The sequence below is a fragment of the Bacteroidales bacterium genome, assembly GCA_013141385.1.
Lineage (GTDB): Bacteria > Bacteroidota > Bacteroidia > Bacteroidales > Tenuifilaceae > UBA8529.
The window spans coordinates 87,387-106,794 of record JABFRB010000023.1; the positions used below are offsets into that span (position 1 = coordinate 87,387).

The 19,408-nt window shown below is 36.1% G+C and carries 13 protein-coding genes; 3 read left to right on the forward strand and 10 right to left on the reverse strand.

The window, feature by feature from the left end; translation table 11 throughout:
- Nucleotides 1-18: 18 nt before the first annotated feature.
- The 8 genes from HOO91_14935 to HOO91_14970 all read right to left on the reverse strand — a co-directional run bounded on the left by HOO91_14935 (nt 19) and on the right by HOO91_14970 (nt 8,946).
- Nucleotides 19-2,403, reverse strand: coding sequence for an FtsX-like permease family protein (locus tag HOO91_14935; GenBank protein NOU18847.1), 2,385 nt, complete (start codon nt 2,401-2,403; stop codon nt 19-21).
- Nucleotides 2,404-2,638: 235 nt separating this feature from the next.
- The gene (locus HOO91_14940) at nt 2,639-3,151 is read right to left on the reverse strand and encodes a methylated-DNA--[protein]-cysteine S-methyltransferase (protein NOU18848.1); all 513 of its coding nucleotides are present in this window, start codon (nt 3,149-3,151) and stop codon (nt 2,639-2,641) included.
- A gap of 230 nt (nt 3,152-3,381) precedes the next feature.
- The gene (locus HOO91_14945; protein NOU18849.1) at nt 3,382-4,887 is read right to left on the reverse strand and encodes a cytochrome C; all 1,506 of its coding nucleotides are present in this window, start codon (nt 4,885-4,887) and stop codon (nt 3,382-3,384) included.
- Nucleotides 4,888-5,346: 459 nt separating this feature from the next.
- The gene (locus HOO91_14950) at nt 5,347-5,649 is read right to left on the reverse strand and encodes a septum formation initiator family protein (protein NOU18850.1); all 303 of its coding nucleotides are present in this window, start codon (nt 5,647-5,649) and stop codon (nt 5,347-5,349) included.
- 184 nt (nt 5,650-5,833) lie between these two features.
- Nucleotides 5,834-6,043: a sulfur carrier protein ThiS gene (gene thiS, locus HOO91_14955; GenBank protein ID NOU18851.1), complete on the reverse strand. Its 210-nt coding sequence runs from the start codon at nt 6,041-6,043 to the stop codon at nt 5,834-5,836.
- Nucleotides 6,021-6,635 carry a sulfur carrier protein ThiS adenylyltransferase ThiF gene (gene thiF, locus HOO91_14960; GenBank protein NOU18852.1) on the reverse strand — a complete coding sequence of 205 codons (615 nt, stop codon included), beginning with the start codon at nt 6,633-6,635 and terminating at the stop codon, nt 6,021-6,023. The genes thiS and thiF overlap by 23 nt, the downstream gene beginning before the upstream one ends.
- A 15-nt stretch (nt 6,636-6,650) precedes the next feature.
- Nucleotides 6,651-7,685, reverse strand: a complete 1,035-nt coding sequence (locus tag HOO91_14965) for a dienelactone hydrolase (GenBank protein NOU18853.1) — start codon at nt 7,683-7,685, stop codon at nt 6,651-6,653.
- A 145-nt stretch (nt 7,686-7,830) separates the two neighbouring features.
- Nucleotides 7,831-8,946, reverse strand: a complete 1,116-nt coding sequence (locus HOO91_14970) for a DUF91 domain-containing protein (GenBank protein NOU18854.1) — start codon at nt 8,944-8,946, stop codon at nt 7,831-7,833.
- A gap of 447 nt (nt 8,947-9,393) precedes the next feature.
- Here HOO91_14970 and HOO91_14975 point away from each other — a divergent pair, with 447 nt between their 5' ends.
- The gene (locus HOO91_14975; GenBank protein ID NOU18855.1) at nt 9,394-9,972 is read left to right on the forward strand and encodes a hypothetical protein; all 579 of its coding nucleotides are present in this window, start codon (nt 9,394-9,396) and stop codon (nt 9,970-9,972) included.
- Nucleotides 9,973-10,115: 143 nt separating this feature from the next.
- On the forward strand, nt 10,116-10,943 hold the full coding sequence (locus HOO91_14980) for a hypothetical protein (GenBank protein ID NOU18856.1): 828 nt from the start codon (nt 10,116-10,118) through the stop codon (nt 10,941-10,943).
- Between the two features lie 196 nt (nt 10,944-11,139).
- Here the strand turns inward: HOO91_14980 and HOO91_14985 are convergent, their stop codons facing one another.
- Both HOO91_14985 and HOO91_14990 read right to left on the reverse strand, forming a co-directional pair.
- On the reverse strand, nt 11,140-14,130 hold the full coding sequence (locus tag HOO91_14985; GenBank protein NOU18857.1) for a phosphoenolpyruvate synthase: 2,991 nt from the start codon (nt 14,128-14,130) through the stop codon (nt 11,140-11,142).
- A gap of 113 nt (nt 14,131-14,243) precedes the next feature.
- Complete coding sequence (locus tag HOO91_14990; protein NOU18858.1) at nt 14,244-17,690, reverse strand: pyruvate, phosphate dikinase; 3,447 nt, start codon at nt 17,688-17,690, stop codon at nt 14,244-14,246.
- Nucleotides 17,691-17,958: 268 nt separating this feature from the next.
- On the opposite strand from HOO91_14990, the gene gdhA reads away from it, so the two are divergent.
- Nucleotides 17,959-19,314: an NADP-specific glutamate dehydrogenase gene (gdhA, locus tag HOO91_14995; protein NOU18859.1), complete on the forward strand. Its 1,356-nt coding sequence runs from the start codon at nt 17,959-17,961 to the stop codon at nt 19,312-19,314.
- Nucleotides 19,315-19,408 lie beyond the last annotated feature (94 nt).

Below are 19,408 nucleotides of genomic sequence, written 5' to 3' on the forward strand. Positions count from 1 at the left end.
TCCCACTAATAGTTCAACTTACTCGTAGCGCAGTGAACTTATCGGATTTTTTGATAATGTATAGTAAACCTTCGATGAAAGTGTAACGTAAGCTAGCATCAGCATTATAATTACTGGTAGCAGTATACTTACTATATTAACCATTATATGAATTTCCCAAATACTATTTAAAAGCATTACTGATAGATAGTAACCTCCAACACCTCCCAATACAGATGCGATTAGAAGCATGATAAAAAACGGTTTACCAATCATGTTGTTAATATGGAACGATGGAGCACCTAGTGCTTTACGGATTCCAACCTCCTTGGTTCTCTTCAAAATATTTAGCGATATTAGGGTATACAATGCAACGATTGAAAGGAACAAACCAACTACACTAAGGAAGTTAAATATCTTTTGAATATTCTTGTTAACATTGGTAGCTTCTTCGAATGATTGGGTTTGTAGAGCTCCTTCATATGGTGAATTGGGAACAAGTCTTTCCCACTCCTTCTTGATCTGCTCATTTAATGCCATAAGATTTTTCTTATTTCCCTTAACAACAAGTAAATTCAACTGATCCTTTGACACCATCTTGAAAACCATAGGCATCTGTTTTTCCCAAAGGCTTTGGTAAAAATCTTTAACTACACCAACAACTGTGAGCTGTAAAGTATCAATCTTAATTGTTTTACCAATAGGATCGTCCCATCCATATTCCTTTACAAGCATTTCGTTAACAATTGCAGAACGGTTTACATCCGAGGATTCAAATTCTGGAGTAAATTCTCTTCCCTTTGCAAACTGAAGCCCCATTATTCCACAATAACCAGTATATAGATTAAACAATCTAACCTCAGCTTTTTTATCTACATATATTGCTGTACGAGTGTAGGCACCCCATGCAACGTGATGACTAGTTTGAGCCATCTGTATAATCGATGGATTATTCTCCAAACTCTTCCGCAATAACTCTAAATTAGCATTACTTCCAGTAGGAACAAGAATCAACTCCTCCTTATTATAACCATATTCAAAGTTTCGCTGAAACGAAGCATTTTGGGTAAATACAATGCTTGAAATGAGGCCAATTAAAGATATAGTAAACTGTAAGACCAACAATGTTCTTGCAAGAACGCTATTCCCACTAAATTTTACAGATCCTTTAAGCACTTGGATGGGATTAAAAGAGCTAATGTACACAGCAGGGTAGAGTGCCGAAACAGTTGCAGTAAAAACAAGAGTACATGCCAAGAACACCCATACTCCTAAAACACCAATGAAATTTCTTCCAATCATTTCATATGCCCACATCTTCTGCCATTCATCAATCAGAAAAGCTCCTATCAACAATGAAACAAGAAGAGCAAGGAAACAAATCAAGAAATTTTCGCCCATAAACTGAATAATGAGTCCTTTACGATGTCCACCTAATACTTTTCGAATTCCAATCTCCTTAAGTCGTTTATTAGATGTGGCAATAGCAGTATTTACAAAGTTGAAACAAGCCAAAAGCAGTATTAGAATTGCCATTATAACAGGTGTAATAACTGCAGCTGGGTGTGAATTGCTTCCAATCCAGTTCGCCCATAGATTTCTTGAGTCCTTAACAAAATCATGCAAACTCACAATATAATATCTCTCAATTTTCCAATCGTCCTTAGCCTTGTTTTGAATGTCTATATATCTGGCCAACGATGTTTCAATTGTTTTTACTGTAGCGGGGTTAGAAACCTTAATAAAAGTTCCTCCGGCCCAATTCTTCCAATCTAATTCATTTACTTTATAGAACTTTATATAATTGGAATACAGCATCAAAGATCCAAAGCGAGGAATGGTATTGTATGGCATTTTCTTGAAGACACCCCCAACCACAACAATTTTACCAACCCCCTCATCATTAAAAATGGTAAGCGATTCACCTACAGGATTTTTATCACCAAAATATTTCTCCGATGTTTCCTGACTCAAAATAATTTTCCCTTCGTCTTCAAACGAGGCCGGATCACCCCATTTAAGGGGAAACGAAAATATCCTGAGAAAATCTTTATCAGCAAAAACTATCTGCTGATTAAATATCTTAGCATCCTTACCGGGAATATCGTACCGCATTGGCGAACCTACCGAGGAGTAGCGCGATATGGCTTCGATACCAGCAACATCGTTAAACATGACTGGAGCCAATGATACTGGCGAAATGCTATAATTCTGTAAACGGTCTTTAATGTGCCTTGATATATTTATTTTGTAAATCTTTTCATGATTAACATGCATAGTATTCGTATCGGCATCAAACATAAAATTTAGGTAAGCAACAATGCAGCAGGCAATTGAAATACCTAATCCCAATACATTGATAACTACAAAAGCTTTATTTCTCATGTAGTTCCTTAATGCCAGTAGAAAGAAGTTTTTTATCATATAAGTTGATTATTGAATTTGTATTTAATACTTTGTAATAATATATAACTGATTATTAAATATATAAGATGGTGTTTGATTATACCTTTTGAATAATAAAAACTAGATTGCATATATCTATATTATGTACCAAGAATAGAAAAAATTGGGATTCATTGGCACAACAAATTATTGACGAGTTTTTATTCGATTTTGCTGCTTTTAACTATTAATAAAACTGTTTTTTTTAATCTGATTAAAAAAGTTTTAATTGTCCTTCACTAATTTTAGAGTGTTGCTGCTCATGGTTAAGTAACCATTTCTTTTTATCTAATCCTCCTGCATATCCTGTAAGGCTTCCATCGCTTCCAATTACTCTATGGCAAGGAATAATAATAGGAATTGGGTTTGCTCCATTAGCCAAACCAACGGCTCTGGTAAGTTTGGAGTTACCTAACAGTTTAGAAATTAACCCATAGGAAGAGGTCATTCCAAACGGGATTTCGGAAATCCTATCCCAAACTCTACACTGAAATTCTGTACCAGAGGGTCGAAGAGGAAGATCAAATTCTTTTCGACTACCCTCAAAATACTCATTAAGCTGTTTTATGCAATCTTGGATAAGCTCGTTTGGTTCATTTATTTGCTTTGGTTCAGCATCATTCAAGAATTGAATTGATGTAATATATTGACCATCACTCGTAATTTCAAGAAGTCCAATTGGACTTGAGAGATAGCCAATATATTTCGCTTCTTGAGAATTATCCATACCTCTCGTTTCTTTAATTCAAATTGCAAGTTATAGCTAAAATAGAAGATTTAAGAACAAAGATCAACGAATCTTGATTTCAGAAGTTATTCGGAATTAAATATCATAATTCTGAACATCAAGATTTTGTTCATATTCACTCCAAAAACCTTAAATCGTTAACCGAGTTTATGAGCTCGCCGAAGACAATCGATATTTGTTAATTAACTCTAAACAGTAACTCGAATTATTTAATAAAGGTTTCTGTGACAAACAGTACATAACGAAGTTTTCCATTCATCACCAATGTCTTTTGGGTGAACAAACTCAAGGGAACTATTCAGCGGAGCATACGATTCTTGACCTGCTTTACCCTGTAAAACAATGGTATGGCACAAGTTACAATCCTTCGAAATGGTTTTCCCATTTTCATTTATATGGGTGTCGTTATGACACCTAAAACAACCATTGTAAGTTTTATGCCCAATATGGTCGGGGTATACATCCCAGCTAGCTTTCATCTCTGGAAAAACATTTTTACAAAACTGATTTTTAACCTCCTCTATTGACTTCTTTATTTCCGTCTGTTTTGAGGCATAGATCCAAGGTTTATTTTCCTTGTAATAGCTATTCAATAAACTATCTATTTGAAGCAATGTGCTATCGGTAGTATGCTTAAGCGGTTCAACCAAGGCTTTCATTGTTGCTTTTTTAATAAAATGAAGATCCTTGGGAATAGCTCCAGTAGTCATTGAATAATCAATAAATTCGGCTGGTGTAGAGTAGTGATGCGATGGGCGGTTATGGCAATCGATACAATCCATTCCACGAACATTTGATTCGGATATCTTGGAATCATCAAACCCAGCTGTTGTGTCCTTAAAAATTGTTACTTGACCAGTTAAAAGATTTGTATATCTGACCCAAGGAATCTCCTCACGATTATCCTCGGTAGAAATATAGTCGATCTTTACATTTGGGTTGATATGCCAGTGAATTCCCTCAGCTAAACCATAAGCACTATGCGAAGGTCCAATTTTCATTTGTAGGCTGATATTCCATTCGGTATTCATACTATCCGAAAGGAAGTGCTTTTCGTTTCTAAGCTGCCTAGAGTAGAATTTCTGAGGCCAATGACACTGTTCACAAGTTTCCCTTGCAGGACGAAGGTTATGTATTGGGGTTGCAATTGGTCGAGAAAAATCGTTGGTTGTAACAGCGTAAACCTGTCTTAAACCCGAGAGTTTTGAACGAACATACCAACCTGCCCCCGATCCAACATGGCACTCAACGCATGTAACACGCGCATGTGGCGAGTTTTGGTAAGCTGTATACTCAGGTTTCATAACCTCATGACAGAGTTTACCACAAAATTCAACAGATTCAGTATAGTGAAACGCCTCATAGCTGCCCAAACCTGTAAGAAGTAGTAGTAGAAGCGTTCCTATCCCAAATATCAAAATAGCATTCCTGTATTTTGATATATTTAAATCGATTACCGGCCATTCTTTCTTAAGGTAGATTTGAACACGCTTTTTTCGTCTCCTCAATTCAATAATCATCCCAAGCGGAATAATCAGCAATCCAATAACCAGAAAAGCGGGGATGATGATATAAATAAATAAACCAAGGTATGAGTTGCTCTTTTCCCAGAAGAAGGAGATAATAAAAAGGAACATGATCATAAAAAAACTCACGCTGGCAATCGCTGTACCAATGAAAGACAATAAGTTATAGTAGGAACGTGGTAGTTTCATAGCAAAGATTTTAGTTTGTAATTTAGCACTATTACAGGAATTACAACTTATTAATTACGATGATTTATATTAACTATTCCTAATATTTATGTCAGCGTAATTACTCAGCAATAAAAAATATCTCACGCTAAGACGCAAAGGTGCAAAGAAGAAAAGATAGCTGTGAAACACTATTAAAATCAACTGAAATATTATGATTAAATTATTCCAAACTGAATGTACGGTTTGTGCGCAAAGAGAAAAAACCTTTAGTTTTTTCTTACTTGGCGTGCTTTGCGACTTTGCGAGAACCCATAATTACTTAACGAAATTAAGTTTTAGTGACTATAACTAACCTATAATCCTTACATATTTGCTGAGATATAAACCTGAATAATTGCACGTCCGCATTTACTGGATTATAGATAAATAAAAATCCCCAATGCTAATTGGAGTTTGAAATTGTAAAGTGTGAACCAATTATTCTTCAACTATAAAAATATCCTCGTTAGGTTTTTTCATAAGGTACTGCTCACGAGCAAATTTTTCGAGGTTTTCATCGTTTGTTTTAAGCTCATTGAGCCGTTGCCTATCGGTTTCTATCTTTTTTTGATAGTACTCTTTTTCATCCTCTAGGCTATGGATTGAACGAATTTCGCCAATCATATCGAACCAATTGCTTCTATCGAAAACAATCAACCAAAGTAAAAATACCAGAGTGGTAAGAATAAATTTATTCTTTAGCCGTGGTAGTATTTTCTTCCAAATTTGTTGAGCATCCATTGTAATTTCAACTACTTGCTTTTGTTTATTGAACCAAAAATCTTTAACCCCAACTCCTTAAATAAGGCGCTATAACAGAGTTATACGGTGGTTAATTGTTATTTTTAACAGTAAACGTAACACTTGTTTATTTTGACAAAATTATATTATGAATCAATGCAATACACCTTAAATACATTTAAAGTTATCCACCGCTTATTAAATGGATTACCTGTACGTTATCGCCATCCTTAATGGTTGATGTTGAATAGTTATCCTTTTTAACAACCTCATCGTTGATTTTGATAACAAGCATCCGAAAGGTAAAGTTTTTAATCTTTAGAAGTTCAGAAACTGTGATTGTTTGCTGAGATGTTTCAATTACCTCGGGGCTATGGTTCAAAATTAAATTCATTTCCAAATTGATTTTCAAGTAAAATATTCATTACAACATTTGCCTGCATCGATGCACATATTCCAACTCGCGGCGACATTGGCGGCATACTTGGGCTAATCTCTGTTTCACAATCCCCGCAAATATACAAATTTCCAAACTTTTGAGCTCTCATCCTATTAGATTCTCCCCAGCCAGCCATGCCGTTACCAGCAACAAGTGGGATATTCGGTTTCTCGGATTGGAATAGTTCAATTATCTGCACTTTCATCTCGGCCTTATCAAATGCTTCAACCATAACATCTACGGATGAGAAGATGGGAAGTAAATTGTTCTCATCAAGCATGATATCGTGGATTTCAATATCAACATCGGGATTTATTCTATGTAGATTTTCTTTTAATGCCTCAACCTTTTTACGGTTTAACTGGTCGCAGAAGTAAAACTGGCGGTTAAGGTTGGATTCCGATACAATATCAAAATCTGCGATAATTAGCTTGCCGATGCCCACACGTGTAAGCGCCATTGCGATGTTGCTGCCAAGGCCTCCAGCCCCGGCTATTCCTACGGTATGCTTTTGCATTACGGCTTTTATCTGCTCAAATGTTGGCATAAAATGGGTTTATTCTTAATGTAATGTTTTTTGAAAGAAACCTATCGCAAATTGCGATATATCATCATGGGTTGTAGTTCTATTAACCCCTTTGGCATCCTTATAGTAAATTTTGGCTTCACGTAAAAGTTCATCTTTAGCCTCGTTTAGTATGCTGTAATGGCCTGCTTTGCCTGTAATTAAATGGTAGGTTGAGTTTTTTATTAAGGTGTGATAGTGCAAGGCGTTGGTATTTACGGGTGTTACATTATCGCCCTCTAACCCAACAATAAAAACGGGGTTGGTGATTCTTTCCATTTGCTTTTCGCTCCCAAATCCTTGGCCTATGGCTGGAGCAATGGCAAAGAATGCTTTTATTCTATTGTCCTTTAAATCAGGGCAATGCTTAAACGATTCCTCAACACTAGTTTCCCTCATAAGTTTGGTAAGATCCCCATACTCAGCGGTTGTTCCCTCCTTGCGCCCTTGGGGGGTATCGGCAAATTTCAGAAGCAAATTTACATCCAGCTGCGCCCCTGCAAGGGCAATAACGGTGTAGCCGCCCAACGAAAATCCTGCAACGCCAATCCTATTCTCATCAATATTTTTTTTGTAAAGGCTATCCTTTAGCAGCTGCGTTAGCACAAAGCTTATATCCTGCGGTCTTTCCCAAGCCTTTACGAATTGATCGGGGATTTTATTATCGTAAGTATTCCCCCAGTGATCAACGCCAACAACTACAAAGCCATTTTTTACAAGATTGTAGGCAAGCCATGCTAAGCTTAATCGATTTCCGCCCGAGCCATGTGATAGGAGTATAAGGGGACACTTTTTATTCAAGAAACTCCCATTCCTTACCGTTGGCTTGAGAATAAAGGGTAATGATGCTGTTGCATTATTATTTGGGGTGATTGAGTCGTTTGTTGGGTACCAAATCTCGGTTTTTAGAGGCCTATTCCTTAAACTATCATGATACATCACCGTTTGCTGACCAACATTAGCCTGAGCGAATAAGTTGATCGAGAGGCAGGTTGTTGCGAGAAGGAGTAATAGGGTTATTTTGGGTTTCATTGGTTATGTGTTTAGGGGCGTTCGGTGGTTTTGAGTGTTTGGGATTGCACCAGCGTTCTCATTCCACAAAACAAACTAAAGATAAAAAAATTTCTCATCGCCATTTCTGCACCAATAAATGACACTAGGTGTTAACCGCTCATGTTTATTGTTCTTCAAGTGTGATTGTCAATCCAAGTTTCATAAATTTTACTATAGGAATTACTTTTAATGCAAATTCTAAATGAGTATCTTTTCTTTCAGCAACAATGAGTCCTGAGACCTTCTGACCGTCTTTACACAATTCTTCCTGAGTCCACCCCATATAGCGTAAAATTTGACCTATTGTTTTATCGGTCGCCTGTCGCTTTATTTCGATAATTATAAAATTGCCTTTATCGTCAACTGCAAGAATATCCATAATACCAACTGTCTGAGTATCGTATTGTCCGTTTTTAGGTATTTGTTCCTCGTCGTCAAAATATTTAAGTTTTGGAAAAAGTCGGTTGAAGTTTCTATGCAATAAACTTTGATAATGTTGAACTTCCAACGCTTCAAATTTTTGTTCTTCTACTAATTCCTTAACTGTTGTTGCTACTTCATTCGGTTCTTTATGTTCCTTTGGAAAAGTCTGATAAAGAAGATGATAAAATTCAAAATTATCAAAAATTCTATTTGCTATTTCCTCTAATCTTTCTTTTACTTTTATAAGTTTGAAATTGTATTCAAGATAAAGTTTAAGACCCGTATTTTCTGTGTCAATTCCTCCTGTTAGCAAAATAGCAAGAAAATGGTCTTGGTCATTGAATATTGGTAAAAATGTATCTGGATAGTATATACTTAATAATTTTGGCAAAACTGTCCTACCAGTCTTAAATCCATTAATTTCTTTTGAAAGTTTGGCAATTTCTTCAAGTCCTTTGGAAAATAATCCATCTGGTTGGTAAGCATTTTTACCGTCAATAAAAGTTACCCTCTGAATAAGCGATTTTATTTTAAAAAAGTCAGATTCGTATCCATATTTATATTTTGAACCCCCTTTAATGCTACCAAGTATTCTTGTACCCCATTCAAGGTCGTAAGCAATACAACCCTTTTTCCTTCCAAGACCTGCAAAGTAATCTTCTTTAGTTAAGTTTTCTATGCGGTCTTTGTTATATGTTGCCTGAAATTGTTGAATTAAATTATTGCGTTCTTCCTTGTCTTTATCTGTCCAAACAAAACTATCGAGTTTTTGAATTATTTTCTCGATTGATTCTTCATTTATTATAGTAGATGTCATAATGTTGTTATATCGTGTCTTATTAAATTGCAGCCAACTCAGTTATATATTCACCCATAAATATAAGCATTCTAAATAAATGGTAGAATACTTTTCATCCCCCTATACCTTTTAAACCAATGTTACTACTTAATATTTTTTAAAAAGTTGTTGTAAAATATGGCCTTTATGGCTTATCGGATTCTATAATTATTTACTTTTCATCCATATTTAACCACGGAGTACACAGAGGTAGGCACTGAATTTCACAGAGTGTTTTTAAATATATTTATTGAAAATTTTACAGTGTTATGTTAAATTTAATATTACGAATAAACCCCAACCCCTTAAAGGGGCTATAACAGAGTAGTGCAGTGGTTTCCCCTCCTTTCTTAAGGAGGGGTAGGGGTGGTTTATTGTTAATTTTACAGTTAACATAACATCAGTAAGACAATCTAACGCATATATATGGAAAAAGAAAGGCTGATAGAACGGTTAAACTTTGTAATGGGTAAAAAAGAAGTTTTAGCCCTTGCCGAGATATTCGCAGATATTGATGATGGCGTTTCAATTCTATTTGAGCTTTGCAAATCGGAAAATGAAACGTTAAGTTTCCATGCAGCATGGGTGTTAGAGAATGTGCTAACAGCTAATCCATATCTTTTTGCCTTAAGCCTTTCTAAAATTGTTGAGGCAATTCCTAACATAAAAAACCCAAGCGTACAGCGCCATTTCAGCAAACTACTTAATATAGCAATTGCCGATTGCCTGAATAACAGACTTCCCAAGGATGTATGCCAGCTACTTAAAAAGCTGGATATGGAACCCGTTGTTGAGAAGTGTTTTGAATGGCTAATGAATCCCGAAACCAAAGCGGCTGTTAAAGCCCATTGTATGGATATTCTATACTACTTCTCGAATCGTTACGAGTGGATTGCCGAGGAACTACCTTATGTAATAGAACTACAAATAATTGATGGAACACCGGGTATCATCAATAAGGGTAAAAAGGTGCTGGAGGCGATGAGGAAGACGAATCTTCGATAAGTTAATTATTGCTATATTAAATACTGAATATTAATAAGTTGTTTGAATTTATTAAAGTCCTAACAACAACCGATTAGGTAGATTTTTATATATTTACAGTTAGCACAACAATATCTTTTTCAATATCACTAAATTTATTAGCCATGAAACACTTGAATACTATTCTTCTACTCATTATCACAGTGATTTTTTTCTCCTGTACCAATGAGCAGCCTAAAAAAGAATCATCTACCTCAAATAGTAAAGCAAATGCAGAGGCTTCGAAGGTTAAGGCAAAAGTAAAAAGTGATCTCGAAAAGTTGAAAATTGCTGGAAATATTAAATCAATAACCGAGACTTATTACTACTCAACTATAAAGGATGGTGCAATTATAAAAGGGAATATACTATCGAAAAAGCTTATGCTATTTGACAAAAAGGGTAATCAAATAGAGTTGGATAATTTTAACCCAAAAGGTAATTTGGATGATAAATCCCTATACAAGTATGATGAGGATGGTAAAAAGATAGAATACAGCAATAGCAAATCTGATGGAAGTTTAGACTATAAATCTACTTTCAAATACGATGATCATGGCAATATTCTTGAAGAAACAGCAAACTATACCGATGGCAGCTTATACTACAAGGCAACCTACGGGTATGATAGTAAGGGAAACCAAACTGAATACGTGTTATATAATCTGATTGGTAGTCGAATCAAGAAAATCACATTCAGCTACAATTCCCAAGGTCTTCAAATTGAAGAAAATCATTACAACGCTAAGAATGAGTTAACAAATAAGTACACCTTTAAGTATGACGATAAGGGGAATAAAACCGAACATTCGGCTTATAGCCCCGATAATAGTTTCAAGGGTTCGTTAACCTATAAATACGAGTATGACAACTCGGGTAATTGGATAAAGAAAACTACCTATAAAAATGATAAGCCAATCGAGATTACTGAAAGGGTTCTCGATTTCAATTAATCTGTTATAATTATACTCTTTTTCACCACAATAGGCACAGCAGAGAACAATAGTATAAGAAAATATATAATGTCTATTATGTATCATACAAAACTCTGTCAGGGTTCAAAACCCTGACAGAGTTAAACTTTAAAATATGTATTATTAAATTTTAGGTTTTATATAATGTGCCCTATTGTGCCTATTGTGGTTCAAATCATTTATTACTAACAATTCCAGTTCTCTTAAGCACAACCGCCTTACGATTTTGTCCGTTAATTATTAAATCCATAGGTGCATCGAAACGAATGTGCCGAATATAATTATCGTCGAAAATTGCTGGAATACTATCTAAATATTCGAAATCTAAGTATCCCTGATTGATGTAAGGGTTAACGGTAATATAGCCAACCCTGAAAGAGGTTAAATTTTGAAAGAAGTGTGTACCCTGACTTGGATCGATCCTATAGTTTTCCTGTCCGGCCTCAACAATTAATTTAGCACCCGATATTTGCGACCATTTAACGGGTATTCCTAACCATCTATCGACCGAACCCCAGCGACCAGGGCCAATCAGTATGTAAGGATTACCTTCACGAACAAGTTTTTGATTAATCTCATCGATTATTTCAGCCATTTCAATGGTTTTTGAAGAGTCGAAACTCTTTGGCTTGATATATACAACATCACATATATCCTGTACTTGCCCATTTCCAAGTGATGAATCCGAGAAGAGAATCAAATCCTCTTTCTTAAAATTATCAACATCAATATTCACCAACTCCCTATTTTGTACAATAGGCCTAATTTGCAAGAAGCTGAAAAGTTTTGGTTGTCCGGCAGGAGTGTTGAGGTTAACGGCAAACTCAATCTCAACGGGAGTATTCATCTCATGCTCTCCAAGCTTCAGAAGGGTTTCTAAAATCTCAGCAAGTGGAAACTGCCTATGTCGAAGTATACCCGAAAAGGAAATAATTGGCATGCCCTGACCGCTGTATCCTTCACGTATTTGCTGGCTATCATTATCAAAAGTTGATGCAAGTAATGCTAACGAGCCATCGGGATATGCCTCTTTCACATCTAGTTCAAGCAGGTTTATTCCATCATCAGTTGATGGAACAAAGCTGGATGCTCTTAAATCGAGGGCAAGAAATGTTTTCTGGGTCTCCTTTAATGCCATCTCAGGAATTGAGAGTTGGAATAGTTTTTTTGGATATTTAGGTGAAAAGCGCAAGCTTGGCTTTCCCTCAACAACATGTTTTCCCAATCCAAGTGCCACGCTTACAATCCCATCCGATGGTTTTTCAGGTTCAATAGGGTAAAAGTTCAAAGATCGTCCAACACCAGATATTGTCGGATAAAATCTATGCCCATAGGTTGAACCAACAACTTCTTGCAAAACAATAGCCATCCGTTCTTCATCAATAACATTCTGTGTTGCTTGCATATACGCTTTACTCTCCTTATAGTAAACAGAGGCATAAACGCATTTTATAGTTTGTCCAAGAATTTCAAGCATTTGATGCTCATTCTCGTGCAAAATTGGAATCATGTATGTTGAATAGATTCCAGCGAATGGCTGATAATGTGAATCTTCCAATAAACTTGAGGAGCGAACAGCAATAGGGTTCTTTGCAACAGATATAAATGAGAATAAATCTTTATGTATACGCGAAGGTATTAGCGCATTAAGGAAATGCCTTAGCATCTCCTCGTTGCTTATATCGGACATCGCTACTGAGTAGAGATTATTGATCTCCATGAATTCATCGAAAATATCTGTGCAGAGCACTACCGTTCGAGGAATAGTTAGCGTAATGCCTTCGAACTGGTGAATCAGATAGTTACGTTTGATCACGGAATCGATAAATGCAAGGCCTCGGCCTTTACCGCCCATTGAACCATCGCCAATACGTGAAAAAATCTGGTACTCATCGTACTGATCACGGTAAAATTTTGAGATTATTCCTCGCCCTTTACTCTGGCGGTAACGATCAATTGTATCGAAAATAAACCTGCGAATCTCATCAAAATTAGTAAAATCCTCAGGGACAAAATATTTAAAAATTTCAGCTATTGGGAATAGAGCTCTTGCTGTAAGCCATTTAGAGATATGATTTCGACGAATATGGTATTCAAGTGATGATTCAGGAACTTGAAATATTAAATCTTGTAAAGATTTTAAGTCTGATGCCCTAAAGATTTCGCTTCCTGTATCAGGATCTATAAATATAAAATCACCAAAAGCTAGATATTTGACAACAAAGTCGCGAAGTTCAAGCGATAAAGTTTTTGAATACTTATGTAGGAACCCCACTTTAATCTGCTTTGCAATTAAGCGGTTGTTTATATCGGACGATTGCAGTAGAATTGGCAAAAATGGGTTATCGCCCTTCAGTTTCTCAATAAGTTTAACACCAGCACGTTGTTCCATTTTTCCGTTTAACGGATAGCTCATATCAGTTATTACACCTAGTAGGTTATTTTTATACTTTTCGTACAATTCAACTGCTTGATCATAATTTTCGGCAAGAAGGATTTTAGGTTGACCCCTTAATCTCATCATTTTCTGATGCTCATTAAGGCCTTCGGACATAAACTCTTTGCTCTGGGTGTAAATTATGTTATAAAGATGAGGTAAATAGCTAGAGTAAAAGCGCACCGAATCCTCAACAAGCAGAATAACCTGAACTCCAACTTCATTAACATCATGCTCAACATTTAGGTTATCCTCAATCAGTTTGATAATTGCAAGCATTATACGTGCATTCCCCAGCCATGCAAAAACATAATCTACTGCCCAAAGATCTACCTTACTTAATTTAAGTGATACTTCACGTGAAAAAGGGGTAAGCACTACGATTGGTTTCTGAGGGTATAAATTCTTAATCTTTGTAGCCAAAGTAAAAGTATCCATACCTTCAACATTAAGCATTGTAATAACGAGGTCTATATGCTGTTTCTTTAATATTGAGAAGGCCTCCTCTGCCGATGTTACCTGATAAAATACTGGTGGATAACGAAGGTTGAGCGAAACATACTCGTTAAAGATCTGCTCCTCGATCCTACCATCCTCTTCGAGCATGAAAGCATCATATTTACTACAAATTAGCAGAACACTCTTAATTTGTTTTTTCATTAACAAATCGAATGCCGTCTCGGCAAAGTAGTATTTGCCAGCCTTTAGATCGTTGGGTTTATTTTCCATGGCAAAACGATTTTAAATTCCTTAAAATTAACCACAGTAGACACAGTAGGTCACATTAGTTTTTCTCTCCTTTTTTCTATTGTGTTATAATGTGTCTACTGTGGTGAAATATATTATTCAATACTTGCAACTATCAATCTCTGTCTACCATCCATCCTAACTACCAATGGTTTCGGAAGTTGAACATGTCTGAAAAACTTTGTTTCATTTACACTAGGCATACTATTCAGAACATCCCAGGCAATTTTTGTTTTGGTATCTCCATCCTGAACTGAACAATAGCCAACATTCATTGAAATTACATTATGGAAAAAGTGGGAACCATAAGATGCATCCAATGGAAAATCTTCAAAACTTGTTTCAACTATAATTTTTGCCTGCGAAATTTGCGGCCATGTAACAGGAATTCCAATCCACCTATCACGGCTACCCCATCGTCCGGGGCCAATCAGAATGTAGCGTCTATTTTGTTCAATTAGTTTATTATTTATTGAGTTGACTTCAATAGCCATATCAGGAGTCATCGATTTATCGAATGATTCACGCTTTATATAAACAATATCGGAGATTGTGTTGATATACCCATTCCCCATGCCATTCATCGACATAAGAATTACCTTACTCATATCAATAGAGTCAAGATTCACCTTATATTCCTGAGTATTACCAAGCATTGGTTTTATTTGCAGCAAGAAGAATGAGGATTTATAGTTTGTATCCCTATTTAAGTCAACTGCAAATTCTATTTCACATGCTGCACCCAAAGCTTCTTTTACAACATCCAAAAGAACCTGAATTGACTGTGCTAATGGAACATAGTTATATTTAAGAATATTAGCAAAATTTACAACTCTTGGACCAGATTGGCCTAGACCAGGAGTTAACGAATTATTCTCTGGATTAAAAACAGAAACACAGTGTTTGAGAGTACCATGCTGTTCAGACTCATACATATGGAGACGTGCAAGTCCAGCCTCTTCACCTTCGAGCAGGTTGAGATTGTGTTTTGATAGATCTACCGCAAAAAATTCAACCTGAGAATTTTTTATCAAATCGGCATTGGAATAATTAATAATAGTAGGATATTTTGGACAAAACCGGTAGGATCTTTCACCTTCAACAACATATTTCCCAAGACCAACAGCCATATTAGCAAATCCATCCTCAGGTTGAATATGTCCAAATGGGTAGTAGTTATAGGATTGTGCAACCCCGCTTATATGGGGGTAATAGTAATTCCCATAAGTATTACCAACAACCTCTTGGATAATAACAGCCATACGCTCATCCTCAATCTTATAGTTAATAGCTTTTATATATCCACGTGCTGTATCGGAAAAAACAGATGCATAAACTAATTTAATAGCATCCATAGCCTGTTTCAGGCGAATATGCTTATCGGGGTGATTGTTCGGTACAATATAGGTTTCAAAGATGCCCGCAAAAGGTTGCATTATTGAATCTTCGAGCAAGCCAGATGAACGAACAGCTAACGGCCGATGATATATTTGTAGTAATCTATCTAACCTTATCTTTAATTGATCGGATAGTTCTCCTTCCAAAAAATGTTTTTGTATCTCGACATAACTTGATGATGCGAAAACCTTTTCGTACAATCCATTTCTCATCATAAAACCCTCGTACTCACTAGTACCAATAATTGATGTACGTGGTGTTCTAAGATTGATGTTTGGAGTATACTGTGATATATCAAAAGTGTAAATTAGGGTATTGATAAATGACAGACCCCTCCCTTTTCCCCCAAAGGAGCCTTCGGCAAGGCTAACTATATTGCTCTCGTCTACTTCCCAGGCGGTATCAAAGCCAACAATTTTTCCCCTACGCTTCTCTTGCCTATATTTTTTTAGGGTATTCAAAAGATATTCCCGAAGTTCCTCTGAATTAGTGAAATCTTCAATTGTAGATGGGTGAATAATTCGGGCTACCTGTATCTCACCACGTGCAGCCAGCCACATCGAAAAGTGGTTTTTCTGGGAATGGTATAAAAGGCTCTCATCCGGAATTATCCTAAGAGCTCTCTCAAACTCTTCCATAGTTGATGCAATGGTTAAGGGATTTCCCAAAGAATCCCTGAAAACAAAATCGCCAAATCCAAGGAAGTTGCTCAAGAAATTTTTTATTTCCTGCATCAATATCTCAGAGTTCTTATTTAGGAATGCAGCCTTTAGTTTAAAAGCCATCTCCTCCTTATCCTGTTCATAAGACTGGATAATAATGGGCAAATTTGGCAACTCTTTTCGCACATGAGTAACCAACTGAACTCCTGCATTCTCATCAAGAATATTATTCTTATAAAATTTTACATCGGAAATTAAGCAAAGCATATAATTCTTATACCTTGTAAAGAGCTCAATAGCCTCCTCATAGGTACCTGCGAGAATGATTTTAGGTCTAATCCTAATTCTTAATACCTTATATAAATCATCCGTGCTAACATCCTCTATTATCCGCTTTGTCTGTTCTAGCACGCTGCTATATAATAGAGGGAGATATCGTGAATAGTACTTTGGTGAATCTTCAACAAGCAGAATAACCCGCGTAAGAGCAATTCGTGTATCATTCTCAATATTAACCCTATCTTCCAACAGTTTAATCATGGTAAAGAAGACCTTCGGTTCACCATTCCAAACGAATACTCTATCGATACTTGAGATGGTTACAGGGTTCTTTTCCATCTCGTTAACGATGACGCTATTGTTAACGAGTAAATATAAAGGTATATAGTTGTACTCACTCTTGATTTTCTTGCTCATCTCAAGAGGAGTCTGAGTATCTGCTCCCATCATGATAATAATCATGTTGAAATACTTTTCATCTAGTTTTTCAAGAGCTTCATCAAGATTAGAAACACCTGTGATACGGGGTACCGTTGAAAGACTGAGTTTTGAGTACTCACCAAGAATATTATCGGTTAGCCTATCCTCTTTTTCTATGCTGTACGCATCATATAGAGTTGAAATCAGTAATATCTCTTTAACCTTAAAGGGCATCAAATCATGATAAATGTCCCTGTCGGCATTATGCTGGTTTATAAATTTTTGTAAGAGTCTTTTGCTTGTAGTGGTGTCTCCTTCAGGTTTACGTTTTTGAATTACTTTAACTTCACGAATAATATCTTTGCCCTTAATACTATTGAGATAACCTGTTAAAATATTGGTGATATTATTAATTAGATCTCTCTCTTCTTTCAAAAAAGGACCTTCGAATTCGGTTGGAAACTCCTGTGTATAGTAAACCTCAATGAATCCAAAACCACCATCAATAGTCTCAAAATCTTGTTTTTGACACCAAGGGGTTTCCTTAAACCCAGATGACTGAAATTCGTACTGTCCATACTTTATTCTAACAATTGTATGCTCTGGGAATTGCCATGCATCAGGTAGTATTAAGCATAGCTGGTGCAATGTATCCTGTATTGATTTTCCCTCCTTAATTATAGCAATAGCTTGATTAATAGCAGCAAGTTCCTTCAGTCTTTCCTTGCTCTGAGCCAGTAATTTGTAAAAATCCTCGGGGTTTGCAACAGGTTTCTGAGTCATAAGCTATTAGTTGAGTTGGGAAACTAAATAAAAGAAACACTTCAAATCGCTTCAAGTTAGCAGCATTTTTCGGCTTCATCAACTCATAATAGTAAAAATAAGTAAAACTCGGAGACCGGCTAAGTGGAACGCCTATCGACAGTGTCAGTATATAACTGGATTTAAGACACTTTCGTATTTTGATATCTTTTTTAGGCTAACTTTCAACTGCAATTTTACTCATAAAACCCTTTTAATAACAATAAATTTCTAACTAAATTAAATCATTATGAAAAACCAAGCTATTGAACAAAAAGTTAACAAATTCATGGCTCAAGTAGCGGCTAAGAATCCTTCTGAACTTGAATTCCATCAGGCTGTAAGGGAAGTAATCGAGAGTATTATTCCTTACATGGAAGAGAATCCTGTATACTATAATGAAAAGATTCTTGAGAGAATTACTGAGCCAGAAAGAGTATTAATGTTTAGAGTACCTTGGATTGATGATAAAGGCGAAATTCAAGTAAACCGTGGTTTCCGTATTGAGATGAATAGTGCAATTGGACCATACAAAGGTGGATTACGTTTCCATCCAACTGTAAACCTTGGTATTTTGAAATTCCTTGCGTTCGAACAAGTTTTCAAAAATAGTTTAACTACTCTACCTATGGGTGGTGGTAAAGGTGGTTCTGATTTCGATCCTAAAGGAAAATCAGATAAAGAGGTTATGCGTTTCTGCCAAAGTTTTATGACTGAACTTTGTCGTCATATTGGCCCAGATACTGACGTTCCAGCTGGTGATATAGGAGTAGGTGGTCGTGAAATTGGTTACATGTTTGGTCAATACAAACGTATCCGTAATGAGTTTACTGGTGTTCTTACTGGAAAAGGTAGACTTTGGGGTGGTTCATTAATTCGTCCAGAAGCAACTGGTTATGGCAATGTATATTTTGCACAAGAAATGCTAAAAACTCGTGGTGAGAGTTTTAAAGGTAAAGTTGTAACAGTTTCTGGTTCAGGAAACGTTGCTCAATACACCGTTGAAAAAGTTAACGAGTTTGGTGGAAAATGCGTTACCCTTTCAGATTCTGAAGGATTTATCTACGATCCTAAAGGAATTGACGCTGAAAAACTAAAATTCGTAATGTGGCTAAAGAATGAGAAACGTGGCCGTATTAAAGAATATGCCGATAAGTTTAAATGTGATTATTTTCCAGGTGAACGTCCATGGGGAATCAAGTGTGATGTAGCTTTACCAAGCGCAACACAGAACGAAATCAACGGCGAAGAAGCTAAGATTCTTGTTAAGAATGGTTGCTATTGCGTTTCTGAAGGTGCAAATATGCCATCAACACCTGAGGCTGTTGAAGTTTACATTAAGAATAAGATTTTATTTGGCCCTGGTAAAGCAGCTAACGCTGGTGGAGTTGCAACATCTGGTCTTGAAATGTCACAGAACTCACTTCGTTTATCATGGACACGTGAAGAGGTTGATCAAAGATTACATCAGATTATGATCGACATTCACGAAACATGTAAGAAATATGGTACAAAAGAGGATGGTTATATCAACTACGTTGATGGAGCTAACATCGGCGGATTCGTTAAAGTAGCCAACTCAATGATTGATCAAGGAGCAGTTTAAATAGATAATTTAGTTTTAGTAGTGTCTGTCAGGCTGCTCACCACAGCCTGACAGATTTGTTTATAAAATTTTTATATGATTATATTTATATCAA

Bases quoted from the DNA above. Each gene is read 5' to 3' on its own strand.
- HOO91_14935 (NOU18847.1), bottom strand. From the start codon at position 2,403: ATGATAAAAAACTTCTTTCTACTGGCATTAAGGAACTACATGAGAAAT.
- HOO91_14940 (NOU18848.1), bottom strand. From the start codon at position 3,151: ATGGATAATTCTCAAGAAGCGAAATATATTGGCTATCTCTCAAGTCCA.
- HOO91_14945 (NOU18849.1), bottom strand. From the start codon at position 4,887: ATGAAACTACCACGTTCCTACTATAACTTATTGTCTTTCATTGGTACA.
- HOO91_14950 (NOU18850.1), bottom strand. From the start codon at position 5,649: ATGGATGCTCAACAAATTTGGAAGAAAATACTACCACGGCTAAAGAAT.
- thiS (NOU18851.1), bottom strand. From the start codon at position 6,043: ATGAATTTAATTTTGAACCATAGCCCCGAGGTAATTGAAACATCTCAG.
- thiF (NOU18852.1), bottom strand. From the start codon at position 6,635: ATGCCAACATTTGAGCAGATAAAAGCCGTAATGCAAAAGCATACCGTA.
- HOO91_14965 (NOU18853.1), bottom strand. From the start codon at position 7,685: ATGAAACCCAAAATAACCCTATTACTCCTTCTCGCAACAACCTGCCTC.
- HOO91_14970 (NOU18854.1), bottom strand. From the start codon at position 8,946: ATGACATCTACTATAATAAATGAAGAATCAATCGAGAAAATAATTCAA.
- HOO91_14975 (NOU18855.1), top strand. From the start codon at position 9,394: ATGGAAAAAGAAAGGCTGATAGAACGGTTAAACTTTGTAATGGGTAAA.
- HOO91_14980 (NOU18856.1), top strand. From the start codon at position 10,116: ATGAAACACTTGAATACTATTCTTCTACTCATTATCACAGTGATTTTT.
- HOO91_14985 (NOU18857.1), bottom strand. From the start codon at position 14,130: ATGGAAAATAAACCCAACGATCTAAAGGCTGGCAAATACTACTTTGCC.
- HOO91_14990 (NOU18858.1), bottom strand. From the start codon at position 17,690: ATGACTCAGAAACCTGTTGCAAACCCCGAGGATTTTTACAAATTACTG.
- gdhA (NOU18859.1), top strand. From the start codon at position 17,959: ATGAAAAACCAAGCTATTGAACAAAAAGTTAACAAATTCATGGCTCAA.